The sequence below is a fragment of the Streptomyces sp. NPDC047022 genome (assembly GCF_040644155.1).
Classification (GTDB): domain Bacteria; phylum Actinomycetota; class Actinomycetes; order Streptomycetales; family Streptomycetaceae; genus Streptomyces.
Genome location: NZ_JBEYVV010000005.1, coordinates 138,895 through 152,065 on the forward strand (window position 1 = coordinate 138,895; position 13,171 = coordinate 152,065).

At 70.9% G+C, this 13,171-nt stretch carries 12 protein-coding genes; 7 read left to right on the top strand and 5 right to left on the bottom strand.

Going from position 1 to position 13,171, the window contains the following annotated elements:
* Positions 1-18: 18 nt before the first annotated feature.
* A complete protein-coding gene (locus tag ABZ845_RS08700) occupies positions 19-1,518 on the bottom strand; it encodes an FUSC family protein (RefSeq protein WP_360974849.1) in 1,500 nt (499 codons plus the stop codon).
* A gap of 265 nt (positions 1,519-1,783) precedes the next feature.
* On the opposite strand from ABZ845_RS08700, the gene ABZ845_RS08705 reads away from it, so the two are divergent.
* Positions 1,784-2,260 carry an Lrp/AsnC family transcriptional regulator gene (locus ABZ845_RS08705; RefSeq protein WP_360974852.1) on the top strand — a complete coding sequence of 159 codons (477 nt, stop codon included), beginning with the start codon at positions 1,784-1,786 and terminating at the stop codon, positions 2,258-2,260.
* A 17-nt stretch (positions 2,261-2,277) separates the two neighbouring features.
* On the opposite strand, the gene ABZ845_RS08710 is transcribed toward ABZ845_RS08705, so the two are convergent.
* Positions 2,278-3,060 (bottom strand): LysR family substrate-binding domain-containing protein, encoded by a 783-nt coding sequence (locus ABZ845_RS08710; protein ID WP_360974855.1) that lies wholly within the window; start codon positions 3,058-3,060, stop codon positions 2,278-2,280.
* Positions 3,061-3,118: 58 nt separating this feature from the next.
* Between ABZ845_RS08710 and ABZ845_RS08715 the strand changes: the two genes are divergently transcribed.
* Complete coding sequence (locus ABZ845_RS08715; protein WP_360974858.1) at positions 3,119-3,532, top strand: DUF5997 family protein; 414 nt, start codon at positions 3,119-3,121, stop codon at positions 3,530-3,532.
* Positions 3,533-3,564: 32 nt separating this feature from the next.
* Entirely contained in the window at positions 3,565-4,587 is a 1,023-nt protein-coding gene (locus ABZ845_RS08720) for an AsnC family transcriptional regulator (protein WP_360974861.1), read from the top strand.
* A gap of 88 nt (positions 4,588-4,675) precedes the next feature.
* Here the strand turns inward: ABZ845_RS08720 and ABZ845_RS08725 are convergent, their stop codons facing one another.
* Complete coding sequence (locus ABZ845_RS08725) at positions 4,676-6,139, bottom strand: MFS transporter (protein WP_360974864.1); 1,464 nt, start codon at positions 6,137-6,139, stop codon at positions 4,676-4,678.
* A 279-nt stretch (positions 6,140-6,418) separates the two neighbouring features.
* Between ABZ845_RS08725 and ABZ845_RS08730 the strand changes: the two genes are divergently transcribed.
* Both ABZ845_RS08730 and ABZ845_RS08735 read left to right on the top strand, forming a co-directional pair.
* Positions 6,419-7,159, top strand: coding sequence for a class I SAM-dependent methyltransferase (locus ABZ845_RS08730; protein WP_360974867.1), 741 nt, complete (start codon positions 6,419-6,421; stop codon positions 7,157-7,159).
* A gap of 4 nt (positions 7,160-7,163) precedes the next feature.
* Entirely contained in the window at positions 7,164-7,808 is a 645-nt protein-coding gene (locus tag ABZ845_RS08735) for a hypothetical protein (RefSeq protein WP_360974870.1), read from the top strand.
* Positions 7,809-8,333: 525 nt separating this feature from the next.
* Here ABZ845_RS08735 and ABZ845_RS08740 read toward each other — a convergent pair.
* Positions 8,334-9,032, bottom strand: coding sequence for a response regulator transcription factor (locus tag ABZ845_RS08740; protein WP_360974873.1), 699 nt, complete (start codon positions 9,030-9,032; stop codon positions 8,334-8,336).
* Positions 9,029-9,847 (bottom strand): histidine kinase, encoded by an 819-nt coding sequence (locus ABZ845_RS08745; protein ID WP_360974876.1) that lies wholly within the window; start codon positions 9,845-9,847, stop codon positions 9,029-9,031. The genes ABZ845_RS08740 and ABZ845_RS08745 overlap by 4 nt, the downstream gene beginning before the upstream one ends.
* A gap of 139 nt (positions 9,848-9,986) precedes the next feature.
* On the opposite strand from ABZ845_RS08745, the gene ABZ845_RS08750 reads away from it, so the two are divergent.
* Together ABZ845_RS08750 and ABZ845_RS08755 are read left to right on the top strand one after the other, a co-directional pair.
* Positions 9,987-10,712, top strand: a complete 726-nt coding sequence (locus tag ABZ845_RS08750; RefSeq protein ID WP_360974879.1) for an ABC transporter ATP-binding protein — start codon at positions 9,987-9,989, stop codon at positions 10,710-10,712.
* Entirely contained in the window at positions 10,709-13,021 is a 2,313-nt protein-coding gene (locus ABZ845_RS08755; protein ID WP_360974882.1) for an FtsX-like permease family protein, read from the top strand. Before ABZ845_RS08750 ends, ABZ845_RS08755 begins: the two co-directional genes overlap by 4 nt.
* Positions 13,022-13,171: the final 150 nt, after the last annotated feature.

The window sequence follows — 13,171 nt, forward strand, 5'->3', positions numbered from 1 at the left end:
CCGTCGCCGATGGCGACGTCAGACGCGGACCGGTGAAGGGCTGCCCAGTTGGTTACCCAGATGCGGGGCCAGGGACACGAGGGCTCGTTCCAGGCCGTGGAGATGGCCAAGAGCCTCCTCGGCGCCCGGGTGGTGGCCCGGAACGCTCGCGTGGACCGTGAGAGGGCCCTCGGGAACCGCGCCGAGCAGCGCCTCCACCGCGGTCTCGACGCGGCGGCACGCGGCCGTCAGGCGCGCGTCGTGCGAGGCGTCAGGGTCGGCGGCGACGGCGACGAGGCCCCCTGTCTGCCGGGCGCACTCGTCGAGAAGGGCCAGCACGTGCCCGGCCCGCGCCTTGCGCGCCCGCAACGGGTTCAGCGGGTGCACCAGCGGTGCGAGTGCCTGGCGCACACGCGCCAGCAGCGCTTCCAGCTCCGCCGCACGGGACACGGGATCCGCCTCGCCGTCACCCGCCAGCCGCCGGGCCGCCGCCGCGGTGCAGCCGTGCACGGCGTGCAGGGCACGGCGTACCCACTGGTCGGTGACCGCATGGGTGGTGACCGGCAGGACGAGGGCGACGGCGAGCGCCGCCCCGAGCGCCCCGACGCCCGTCTCGGCGAGGCGCAGGCCGAGCAGCCCGGGGTGCAGCACGCCCAGGAGGCCGTACAGCAGGCCCGCCATGACGGTCACGAAGAACATCATCCAGCTGTACGACGGGGCCGCCGTGTAGAAGATCCCGAACACGCAGACGGCGATGAGCGCGGCCGTGGGCGCCGGGGCGCCGTGCAGCGGAACGGCGACCAGGAGCCCGGCGGCGATGCCGCTCACCGTGCCGAGGAGCCGCCGGAAGCCTCGTACGAGCGTCTCGCCGCGCGAGGCGGTGTTCACGAAGATCCACCAGGCGGTGCCGACGGCCCAGTACCAGCGGTCATGGGACACCACCTCACCGGCGGCGATCGCGAAGGCGCACGCGGCGGTCGCCTGGAACGCCTGACGGGTGGCGGGCCGGGCCAGGCCCCGCCCGTCGAGGGGAGCCGGCGGCGTGGGCAGGGGCGTACGGCGCTCGATGCACCACATGCCGAATCGCACCGCTGACGCGGCGGCGAGTGACAGCGCGACAGCCGCGTACAACCGCGGGATCTCGTCCGGCACCGCGCGCAGGAACTGGGCGGCGAAGAACATCATGAACGCGAAGACGCCGGCCGAATGGCCCCGCGGCCCCCAACGGCGGGCGTGAACTCCGGCGAAGACAACCGCGAGCCAGGCCGCGTCCCGTGCCTGTGGCACGCCGTGCAGTGCGCTCGCGAGCGCGAGGACCGGAAGCCCGGCGAAGGGCAGCAGCGCGGTCGTGATCGCCTGGCCGCGCACGGTCGGGTCCGCGACCGTGAACAGGGCGAGCAGCGCGGCGAGGCCGCCGGTGACCGAGGCGGACAGCGGCAGTCCGGCCGCCTCGCACACGGTCACGGCGAGGCCGATGCCGAGCACCGCGCGCAGAGAGATCCGCAGCCGGAACAGCCCCGGGTCCGGAGCCGTGAACATCTTCTTCACCTTCGGACGCCCGCCCCACTACTTGCCTGTGTGTCGCCTGATTGCCCGCATGCCCGGGTGACGTCACTGGCACGAGGACATGGAAATGGCGCCGCGGGCACGGATTCCGGCTTCGTCACCGGTCCTGCGCTGCGCGGCGCCATTGATACGAGTAAGCAAACCATCACTACGGCAGTGGCTCAAGTGAGCCCGAATCGACTGAGCCATTGGTACAGTCACGAAAGATCCACTCAGGTGACAGGGAGGCCAACGGACCATGTCTGTGGATGAACTCGACACCCGCATCCTGCGGCTGCTGCTCGAGCAGCCGCGGACCAGTGTCCGCGAGTACGCACGCACCCTGGGCATCGCCCGCGGCACGCTTCAGGCCCGGCTGGACCGTCTGGAGCGCGATGGGGTGATCACCGGAACGGGGCCCTCACTCTCCCCCGCCGCGCTGGGCCACCCGGTGCTCGCCTTCGTGCACATCGAGGTGACACAGGGCCACCTGGACGACGTGGGTGACGCCCTGGCGGCCGTACCGGAGATCGTGGAGGCGTTCTCGATCACCGGGGGCGGTGATCTGATGACCCGGGTCGTGGCGCGGGACAACGAGCACCTCGAGGACGTCATCCAGGCACTGATCAGCCTGCCCGGGGTTGTCCGCACCCGCACGGAGGTGGCACTGCGCGAGCGTGTACCGCACAGGCTGCTGCCCCTGGTCGAGTCGATCGGACGCGCGGCAGGCCGCTGACCGACCGCGGGCCGGCCTTAGGAGCGGCGACGGGGCTTGCCGCGTCCCGTGCCCTTGGAACCGCCGGCACCGCGGGAGCCGCCGGAACTGCCCCGCGGGTTCCTGCCGGTGGATTTCTTCGCCGCCGCCGGCTTGCGCCGTGCCGCCGACGCGTCGGACTGCTTGCGCCCCGGCTGGGCCGCGGGGGCGTTGCGTCCCCGCGTGCTGTTGACCGTCCGCCCGCGGACGATCCCGATGAAGTCCTCCACCAGATCGGTGGTCGCGCCCTCGGGCCAGGACAGGGCGACACTCGACTGCGGGGCGTCCACGACCGTCCGGTAGGTGAGATCCCTGCGGTGGTGCAGCCGAGCGAGCGACTGCGGCACGACGAGGAGGCCTACGCCTGCCGCGACCAGTTCGATCGCGTCCGCCGTCGTGGCGGGACGCTCGAAGGCGGGCTCACCGGGTGGCCGTTCCCAGCCGAGGACGTCGTCGAGCGGGTGGAAGACGACCTCCTCGGCCAGGTCCTTCACCGACACCTCCTCGGCCGCCGTGATCACATGGTCCTTGGGGACCACGACCACGCTCACCTCGGTGTAGAGCGGGATCGCGCTGAAGAAGGTGCGGTCGACCGGCAGCCGCAGCAGCCCCGCGTCCGCCCCGCCCTCACGCAGCACATCCGACACCTCGTGGGATGCCACCTGGAGCAGGGTCAGCGGGATGTCGGGCAGGCGTTCGTTCCAGATCCGCACCCATTTGGCGGGCGTCACCCCGGGGACGTACGCGAGCCGGAACGAGGGGGATGCTTCCGAGCCTGTCACTCCGCCAGGTTACCGGGCGTGGTCGGACGTCTCGCACATGGCCGATATTCTGGAGACCATGAAGTCGCACCAGTCCCCCCAGACGATGAAGCCGGCCACCGCCGCGAAGAAGCTGGGCGTGTACCTCCCCGCCACGCCCGCCGAGTTCCAGGAGGGCGTCGTCTCGCGCGCCGAGCTGAACACGCTGCAGGCCGATCCGCCCCAGTGGCTGCTGGAGCTGCGACGCGACGGACCGCACCCCCGCCCGGTGGTCGCGGCGAAGCTGGGTGTCTCCATCGCGGGCCTGGCGCGCGGCGGGGTGACGGAAGCCCTCACCACCGAGCAGATCGAGGCCCTGAAGCAGAACCGGCCCGAGTGGCTGGAGAAGGAGCGCGCCACGCAGGCCGAGGTCCGCAAGGAAGCGGCGCGCATCAAGAAGAGGGACACCGAACGCGCCGAAGCCGCCGAGCAGTCCCACGGGCCGCGCCCCTGATCTTCGGCGGTCGCCGTGAAGGATGTGCGCGCATGCTCGACGATCTGGACCGTGCCCTGATCCACGCGCTGCACATCGACGGCCGTGCGCCCTTCAGCCGGATCGCCGCCGCCCTGGACGTCTCGCCCCAGACCGTCGCCCGCCGCTACCGGCGGCTGCGCCACGAGGCGTCCTTAAGGGTCGTCGGGCTCGCGGATCCCCACCTGGCGGGCCAGACGCAGTGGATTCTCCGGCTCACCACAGCGGCGGGCTCGGCTCGGGACCTCGCCCGCGCGCTGGCCCGCAGACGGGACACCTCGTGGGTCAAGCTCACCTCGGGCGGCACCGAGATCGTCGCCATCGTCCACGCCCCCACTGACGCCGCTGCCGGCGGCAATCCGCTGCTGCTGCGCGACATCCCCCGTACCAGCGACATCACCGCGGTCTCCGCCCACTACCTGCTCCACATGTACCTCGGAGGCCCGACCAACTGGCGCCGGAGTACCGAGACTCTCGACGAGGACCGGCAGCGCATCCTGCGAGCGGACAACCGGGACTCGACGGTTAATGTGCCCTTGTCGCGTCCACTCGGAGACAGGGACGCGGACCTGCTGACGGCTCTGCAGAAGGACGGCCGCACCGACCACGCCGAACTCGCCCGGGCGACCGGCTGGTCAGCGGCCACCGTGGCGCGCCGACTGGCCGATCTGCGGGCGGGCGGGGCCCTCTTCTTCGACGTCGAGGTGGACGCCGCGTTGTTCGGCGCCAACACCCGGGCTCTGCTGTGGATGTCCGTGAGCCCGGCGCGTCTGGAGCACGTCGCGACGACACTCGCGGGTCACGACGAACTGGCCTTCGTCGCGGCCACCACCGGGCCCACCAACCTGGTGGCCCAGGCGCTGTGCAAGGACCCCGCCGACCTGCACGACTACCTTGTCCACCGGCTCGGATCCCTGGAAGCGATCCGCTCCCTGGAGACGAGTCCGGTGCTCCAGAACGTCAAGGCGGCGAGCCCGGTGATCACGGATCTCGCCCGCTCGCGGCTCAGCGTCACGCCTCCACGCGGACGGTCGTGAAGGCACGTACGCCCGGCAGGCACGCGCTCCGGTACGACGGCCAAAGCCGCCGCACCGGAGCACTCGCGCCCGCGTGGATCCGTCTCGGTCAGTGCTCCGAACCGGTGGTGGTGACGGCATCCTTCGCGGCCTTCTCAGCCATCAGCACACTGGTCACGAAGCTCACCGACAGCAGCGCGGCGCCCGCCCAGAAGGCCACCTGGACGCCGTGCAGGGCGGCCGAGGGGCCTCCCGCCGCGGCATTGTCGAGATAGACGCTCCCAAGGACGGCGACCCCGAGTGTGGCGCCCAGTTGCTGGACGGCGTTCAGGAGCCCCGCGGCCGATCCGACCTCCTGCGGTCGCAGCGGCTTGAGGGCGAGGGTGAAGAAGGCGGGGCTGAAGAGCCCGGCGCCCAGACCGATCACGCAGAGCGCGATCAGCAACGGCTTGGGGTACTTCGCGGGATCCGAGGCATGGTAGACCGCGATGGCCGCCAGCGCTCCGGCGAGGAGCACGGACAGTCCCAGGGGCATCGTGCGATGTCCGCAACGCCGGACCAGGTGGGCGCCTGACGCCCAGGACGCCACGGCCAGCCCCACCGACCACGGGGCGAGTGTCAGCCCCGCGCCGAGCACGCCGGTGCCGAGACCCAGCTGAAGCTGCAGCACGACGACCATCGTCAAACCGTTCGTCACGGCGAAGAACACAAGGGATGTCACGAGGGCTGCCGGGAAACCGCGGTGGCCGAACAGGCTCGGCTCCACCACGGGGCTGCGCCCGGCCGTGGCCGCGGAGCGCTGGTGCAGCGCGAACACTGCCATCACGATCAGGCCCGCCGCGATGGCACCCCAGCTCCACGGGGACATGGCGGACAGGTCGGCGCCGATCAGCGGGTACACCAGGAGACCGGTGCCCGCCATGGCCGCGAGCGTGCTGGTCAGGTCGAGCGTGGGCCGCTTCGGGGCGCGGTTCTCCGGCAGTCTGGGAGCGAGGGCGAGCACGACCAGGGACACGGGAACGTTGACCAGGAACGCCGCACGCCACGATGAGCCGAAGAGGTCGGCGTGGGTGAGGACACCGCCGAGCACCGGCCCGCAGACGGCGGCCAGGCCCATCACGGGACCGATGCTGCCCAGGGCCTTGGACATCTCGTCGCCGGAGAACATCGCCTTGATCAGCCCGATGGTCTGCGGAATGATCAACGCCGCAGCGGCGCCCTGCACCGCCCGGAACACGATCAGCGGATCCGGCGCGGGGGACAGCGCACAGGCGAGGGACGCGAGCATGAAGCCGATTACGCCGACCACGAACATGCGTCGGCGGCCCGCGATGTCGCCGAGCCTGCCGCCCGTGATCAGCAGCACGGCGAACGGCAGTGTGTAGGCCGTCGTGAACCATTGGACGTCGGACACCGATCCCCCCAGATCGGCGTGGATCACGGGTGCGGCGACCTGCACGATGGTCGTGTCCAGCAGGTTCATCGCCTCGCCCAGCAGCAGGGCGGTGAGCGCCGTCCAGCGCCATCGGTACGCCGTCGCCGTGGCAGGCGAAAGCACGCGCTCAGCAGTCATCGGGGTTCCTCTCCACCGTCGTCGACACGCCGGGCCGGTCCCTTGGTGCGGGCGTCCGGCGCGGCCAAGGGCCAGCGTGCGAGCGCGGATCCCGGCAGCTCCAGCCAGAGCGCGGCGATGGAGGATTTCTTCCATCTGCGGCCCCGGGATGGCGAATTCCCACATGCGGCGGTGGTGCGGGCCGCAGGGAACGCTGCACACGACACAGCGTCCTCAAGGGCCCGCGCCCCGGGAAAATGCGTCGACAGCCCCTCGCGGCACCGGGCAGAGTGACCGCCCATGACGAGCAGTGAGCTGTGGACGCGTGCGACTGCCGACCGTTATGACGCCGAGGAGAGCACGATGTCCTCGCCCGAGGTCCTCGGACCCACCCTCGCGTTCCTCGCCCGGCTCGCCGGAGAGGGCCGGGCGTTGGAGTTCGCCATCGGAACCGGTCGAGTGGGCGTCCCGCTCCGGGAACGCGGTGTGCCGGTGGCGGGCATCGAACTGTCCGAGGACATGGCGGCGGTCCTGCGGCGCAAGGTCGGCGAGGACACCCTGCCGGTGACGATCGGGGACATGGCCACCACCGTCGTACCGGGCGAGTTCACCCTGGTCTATCTCGTCTACAACACCATCTCGAACCTGCTCACACAGGACGAGCAGGTCGAGTGCTTCCGCAACGCGGAACGCCATCTGGCCCCCGGCGGCCGGTTCGTCATCGAGCTCGGCGTGCCGCCGCTGCGACGCCTGCCTCCCGGTCAGGCCGCGGTGCCGTTCGATGTCTCCGAGGGGCATCTCGGCTTCGACACCTTCGACGTCGTCGCCCAGGTCCTCGTCTCGCACCACCTCACCCGCGACGGCGATGACGGCCGGTACCGCCGCGAGAGCTCCCGGCACCGGTACGCGTGGCCGGCGGAGCTCGATCTGATGGCCCGGATCGCAGGGCTCGAACTGGAACGGCGTGTCGCGGACTGGGACGGGGCGCCGTTCACGGAGCACTCCGGGAAGCACATCTCCGTGTGGCGCAAGCCTGCCTGAGCCGGTGCCCCCGACGGGCCACGGTAGCGGCCTGCCCTCCGCCGAGATCGACGCCGCCGGAAACATCTACGTCGCCTGGCAGGACTGCCGCTTCCGCTCCGGCTGCTCCTCCAACGGCATCGTCTACTCGACCTCCAGCAACGGCACCACCTGGTCCGCCGTGACGCGGGTACCGATCGACGCCACCATCAGCAGCGTGGACCACTTCATCCCCGGCTTCGGCATCGACCACACCACCTCGGGCAGCACCGCCGAGCTCGGCCTCTACTGCTCCTTCCACCCGAACGCCAACTGCAGCAGGCCCACCTGCCAGTTGGCGGTCGGCTTCATCTCCTCCATCAACGCCGGCGCCACCTGGAGCACTCTGCAGACTGTCGCCGGACCCATGTCGCTCGCCCAGGTCGCCGGCAGCACCCAGGGCAGCACGGTCGGCGACTACATCTCCACCTCGATGGTGAACGGCCGCAGCGTCTCCATCTTCGCTGTCGGCAAGACCCCCACCAACGGCCAGGCCTTCGACGAGAGTCTGTACACCGTCGCAGGCGGCCTCGCCCTGCGCTCCGGGACCACGCCCTCCACCAACGGCCCGGTCCTGTTCAGCACGGCGAACCACCCGACTGCAAGAATCACACTGCCCGTCAGGAACTGATCCGGCATCATTGAGCCGGCTGGCCGGCCCGCTGAGCAGAGCGGACCGGCCACCACTGCGTCAGCTCCTCGGATGGGTCGGCATCACACTCCGGTGCACCGGATCCACCGGGTTCTCCGCATCGCCCGGCAAGGCCGCACGGGCGCCGGCACCGACGCAGTGGGCATGGGCTCGGTCGTGGTCGGCGCCGGACGAACCGAAGACGACGCCGCAGTGGCGTCGACGACGCCGCGGTACTCGTGACGGCCAGGGACGAGGACGGCGCAACCGGCCCCGGCCCAGGCTCTGGTCAGTGCGATCGGCTGACAGTCGACTACCCGCCAGAGCCACGGAACCTCAGCTCTCGCGGTTCCGGGGGACGGCGGACTGCCTGCGGGGTCAGGCGGTGCCGGGCCGGCGGCGGTGGTCGTCGCGGCAGCCGCAGCGGTGGTAGACGCGTCCTCGGTCTCGCTCGGGAGTGGGTGAGTCGCGCGCGGTGCCCGCAGGCTCCGGCGAAGAGGGTGAGCACGAGGACGGTGTGCCCGTTCACCCACCTCCCGGCGCGACGAGCCCGGTCTCATACGCCAGGACCACCGCCTGCGTCCGGTCGCGGAGGTTCAACTTGGCGAAGATCCGGGCCACATGGGTCTTCACCGTCGACTCGCTCAGCGTCAGCGCACCCGCCAGCTCGGTGTTGGAGAGCCCGCGCCCGAGTAGCGTGAGCACCTCCACCTCGCGCGGCGTCAGCGGGGTCAGGTCGCGGTGGAGCGCCGGGGTGCCTCCCGCGAACCGCTCGACCAGGCGACGCGTGATCGACGGCGCGAGCAGCGCGCCCCCGGTGTCCACCAGCCGTACGGCGGCGGCGAGATGGGCGGACGTGACGTCCTTGAGCAGAAAGCCGCTCGCACCGGCGGCGAGGGCCTCGTACACGTAGTGGTCCAGGTCGAAGGTGGTCAGCATGATCACCCTGCACCGCGGGAGCCGGTCGAGGATCCGGCGGGCGGCCTCCAGGCCGTCCATGGTGGGCATCCGGATGTCCAGCAGCGCGACGTCGGGCCGGTGGGCCAGGGCCGCGGCCACCGCCTCGGCGCCGTCGGCGGCCTCGGCGACGACGTCGATGCCGCGCGCGGTGAGGATCATCCGGAAGCCGGTGCGCACGAGCTCCTGGTCGTCGGCGATCACCACCCTGGGGCGGCGTTCCATATCGCCGTGTTCCACGTCGCCTTGGGGAACCGCCCCGGTCATGGCCGGTCCAGCGGGATGCGCGCGCGGACCCGGAAGCCACCGCCGAACCTGCGCCGGGCGTCGAGGTCGCCGCCGTACACCGCGACCCGCTCGCGCAGGCCGAGCAGCCCGCGCCCGGCCCCGTCGGCGGGCTGCCGTCCGGCCACCGCGTCGCCGGCGAGCACGCTCGGCCCGCTGTTGAGCACCTCCACCCGCAGGTAGTGGTCCGCGTACCGCACCGTCACCTCGACCTTCCCCCCGTCCCCGTGCTTGAGCGCGTTGGTCAGCGCCTCCTGGATGATCCGGTACGCCGTCACGTCGATGCCACCGGGCAGCGGCCTCGGCTCGCCGGAGATCCGCACCTCCACCGGCAGGCCGGCGAAGGCGAACCGGTCGATCAGCGGGCTGAGCCGGGCCAGACTCGGCTGCGGCGCGAACTCGGCCTCTGCCTGGTCGTCGCGGCCGTCCTGCGCGGGGGCCAGCAGGCCCAGCAGGTGCCGCAGTTCGGTCATCGCGTTCCGGCCCGCCGCCTCGACGGCGGCCATCGCGGCGGCCGCCTCCTGCGGCGCGGTGGTGAGCACCTCGCGGGCGGCCGAGGACTGCACGACCATCAGGCTCACGTTGTGGCTGACGATGTCGTGCAGCTCTGCTGCGATCCTGGCCCGCTCGGCTTCGACGGCCGTGCGTGCCGCGCTCTCCCGCTCCCGCTCCAGCAGCCAACCGCGCTCGCCGATCGCCGCCCGGTACGCCCGTCGCGCCCGGGCCGTCGCGACCAGCCAGCCGACCGCGGCCGCCGCCACCAGGGCGGCAACCCAGCCCGTCTCCGTTCCCCACACGTCGCCAGCTTCCCAGCTCAGGTCTTGATCCACATCATCCGGGGGTGCCGCCCTGGTACATCCCAGGTACTACGGCCGCGGAAGGTTACACCCGGGGTGGGACGCCCCGCCGGGGCCGCCGCTCCTACCGTCGGGTTCCATGAATAATGATCCCGCCGGGAGCACCCGGCAGGACGGCGCGCAGGTCGTCGTCGAGCTGTCCGAGGTCCACAAGGAATTCGGAGACGCCAAGGCCCTCGACGGCGTCGACCTGCGGATCCGGGCGGGCGAGGCGGTCGCCGTCATGGGGCCCTCCGGCTGCGGCAAGTCCACGCTGCTGAACATGGTGGCCGGGCTGGACCGGCCGACCTCCGGCACCGTCCGGGTTCAGGGGCAGGACCTCGGGCAGCTGAACGAGACCGGACTGGCCCTGTTCCGCCGCCGCCACATCGGCATGATCTTCCAGTTCTTCAACCTCATCGACGACCTCCCAGCACTCGACAACGTCGCCCTGGCCGCCCAGCTCACCGGCACCACGGCCCGCCAGGCTCGCCGCCGCGCGCTGGAGCTGCTCGACGAACTAGGTGTCGCACACCGCAAGGACACCTACCCGGCCACGCTCAGCGGCGGCGAACGCCAGCGCGTCGCGGTGGCCCGCGCCCTGATGAACCGCCCGGCCCTGCTGCTCGCGGACGAGCCCACCGGCGCGCTGGACAGCCGCTCCGGCGAGCAGGTGATGGACCTGCTGATCGACCTCAACCAGATCGGGCAGACCCTGCTGATCGTCACCCACGACCCCAACCTGGCCGCCCGCTGCGCGAGCCGCCTGGTCGAGGTCGCGGACGGCCAGGTGGCGCGCGAGAGCACGATGGAGCGGGCGGCATGAGCGCCGTTCGGCGGGCGTCACGGGCAGCTGTGAAGCGCCGGAAGCTGCAGACGACCATCATCGGCATAGTCGTCCTGCTCTCCACCGCGACGATCGTGGTCGCGCTGGGGCTGATGGCGGCTGCTGCGGCTCCCTTCGACGACGCGTTCTCCCAGCAGCACGGAGCCCATGTCGTGGCTACCTTCGACAGCTCCAAGGTGTCGGATGCGCAACTGACGCAGATGGCTCGGAGCCCAGGAGTGAAGGCTGCCGCCGGGCCGTTCGCCGAGGCCATCGTCAACGTCCCTGACGCGACGCCGGGTTTCTCGGCCGGACCGATGACGGTGGTGGATCGTTCCGGTCCGAACAGCCCGGTGGACCATCTGAATCTGTGGGCCGGCCGCTGGCCCACCGGTCCTGGCGAGATCGTCCTGAACAGCCCCCCGTTCGGGCGCAATGCGTCGTTCCCGTCCGACTACGTGCTCCCGCTGCCTGACGGATCGAAGCTCAGGGTCGTCGGCTACGCCTACAGCGTGAGCCAGTCGGCCGGTGCGTGGGTGACACCGGACCAGCTCATGGCCCTGCATCCGAGAACCAGCCAGATGCTGTACCGCTTCGCCGCTTCCGCGACGGACGAGGACATCCGCGCCGATGTGGCGACGGTCACTGCGGGCCTGCCGCAGGGCTCCTTGACCGGATCACAGTCCTACCTGGCCCTGAGGAAGACCGTCGCCGTCCAAACCGACGCCTACGTCCCGTTCCTGATGACGTTCGGCGTCCTCGGGCTGGTGGTCGCCATCCTGATCGTCGCCAACGTGGTCAGCGGCGCGGTCGTTTCGGGCTTCAGGCATATCGGAGTGCTGAAGGCGCTGGGCTTCACCCCGAACCAGGTGGCCGCGGTCTATGTCCTGATGATCTCCGTTCCCGCGGTTCTCGGCTGCCTGGTCGGCACTGTCCTCGGCAACCTCCTGGCACAACCCCTGTTGCTCAGTGCGTTCCAGGGGCTCGGGGTACAGAGTGTGAGCCTCGCCTACTGGGTGGATGCCGTCTCATTGCTGGGCATGCCCATGGTGGTCGCTCTTGCCGCACTTGGCCCCGCCCTGCGAGCCCACCGGCTCTCCCCGGCCGAGGCGATCAGCGCGGGCAGCACACCACGCGCTGGGCGCGGACTGGGTGTCCAACGCCGGCTCGGCGCCTCCCGACTGCCGCGTTCGGTCAGCCTGGGGCTGGGCCAGCCCTTCGCCCGCCCGGCGCGCACCGCACTGACCATGGCTGCCATCGTCCTCGGTGTCACCACCGTGACCTTCGCGAGCGGCCTGGGCAAGACCATGACGGCCTATGGAAACGCGGAGGAGCACAACGGCACGTACCAGGTCTATGTGACCGTCGGCGGCCATCGCCCCGATCAGCCCGCACCGACGCTGAGCGATGCCCGGACGGAATCCCTGATGCGCTCCCTGGGTGCGGTCCGCGTCACCGCCAGCACATGGCAGAACGTCAAGTTCGCCGGTTCCACACAGATCCTCAACGGCCAGTTCCTGCGCGGGGACTCCGCAAGCCTGAACTACACGATGGTCAAAGGACACTGGCTGGACGGGCCGGGTGAGATCGTTGTCTCGGGAGGCTTCCTGAGGCAGCGTGGTCTGGCAGTTGGCGACCGACTCACCGTGGATCTGGGAGCCAAGCAGGTCCCGGTGACCATCGTCGGGCAGCTGATGGCCAACGACCCAGACGGCATGCTCTCCAACTGGGCCACCTTGACGGAGCTCGCACCGGACCAGCGGGCCAGCAGATACATGGTCCAGCTCGCCCCGGGCACCGACGCCGATGCCTTCGTGACCGCGTTCAAGAAGGCGTCCGGGCCCGGTCTGTATCCCGTGAAGCACACGTACGAGCTGAACCAGGGGACCCTGAGCGTCGTCAGCTTCGCATCACTCTTCACCCTGATGCTGGCTGCGGTCGCCGCGCTCGGTGTCTTCAACACCGTGGTACTCACCACTCGCGAGCGCCGCCGAAACCTGGGCATGCTCAAGTCCATCGGGATGACACCCCGGCAGGTCACGCTGATGATGATGAGCTCAATGGCGGCTCTGGGCGCCGTCGGCGGCGTTATCGGCCTCCCGCTCGGGGTCCTCGCCCACCGCCTGGTGATGCCGGCGATGGCCCGCGCGGCGCAAATCGACCTCCCGGGATCGATGCTGGACGTCTGGCATGCGCCGCTGCTCATCCTGCTGGCCTTCGCCGGCCTGGTGATCGCCGTACTCGGTGCGCTCATCCCGGCCCGCTCTGCGGCCCGGCTGCCGATCGCCGAGGTGCTGCACAACGAGTGACGGGGGTACGGTCAGGCCGGGCGATGGACGAGGGTCGTCGCCCGGCCTTCACCAAGGAGGTCGACGCCACGCTGCCGGCGGGCGGGGGCTGTCCGTCCTGCCGAAGCCGACACGCTCGTCCAGTTCTTCAACTCCATGCGCGCCGCGATG

What these genes read in the sequence shown, in the direction of transcription:
- ABZ845_RS08700 (WP_360974849.1), bottom strand. Translation starts at nt 1,518, where the DNA reads ATGTTCACGGCTCCGGACCCGGGGCTGTTCCGGCTGCGGATCTCTCTG.
- ABZ845_RS08705 (WP_360974852.1), top strand. Translation starts at nt 1,784, where the DNA reads ATGTCTGTGGATGAACTCGACACCCGCATCCTGCGGCTGCTGCTCGAG.
- ABZ845_RS08715 (WP_360974858.1), top strand. Translation starts at nt 3,119, where the DNA reads ATGAAGTCGCACCAGTCCCCCCAGACGATGAAGCCGGCCACCGCCGCG.
- ABZ845_RS08720 (WP_360974861.1), top strand. Translation starts at nt 3,565, where the DNA reads ATGCTCGACGATCTGGACCGTGCCCTGATCCACGCGCTGCACATCGAC.
- ABZ845_RS08725 (WP_360974864.1), bottom strand. Translation starts at nt 6,139, where the DNA reads ATGACTGCTGAGCGCGTGCTTTCGCCTGCCACGGCGACGGCGTACCGA.
- ABZ845_RS08730 (WP_360974867.1), top strand. Translation starts at nt 6,419, where the DNA reads ATGACGAGCAGTGAGCTGTGGACGCGTGCGACTGCCGACCGTTATGAC.
- ABZ845_RS08740 (WP_360974873.1), bottom strand. Translation starts at nt 9,032, where the DNA reads ATGACCGGGGCGGTTCCCCAAGGCGACGTGGAACACGGCGATATGGAA.
- ABZ845_RS08750 (WP_360974879.1), top strand. Translation starts at nt 9,987, where the DNA reads ATGAATAATGATCCCGCCGGGAGCACCCGGCAGGACGGCGCGCAGGTC.
- ABZ845_RS08755 (WP_360974882.1), top strand. Translation starts at nt 10,709, where the DNA reads ATGAGCGCCGTTCGGCGGGCGTCACGGGCAGCTGTGAAGCGCCGGAAG.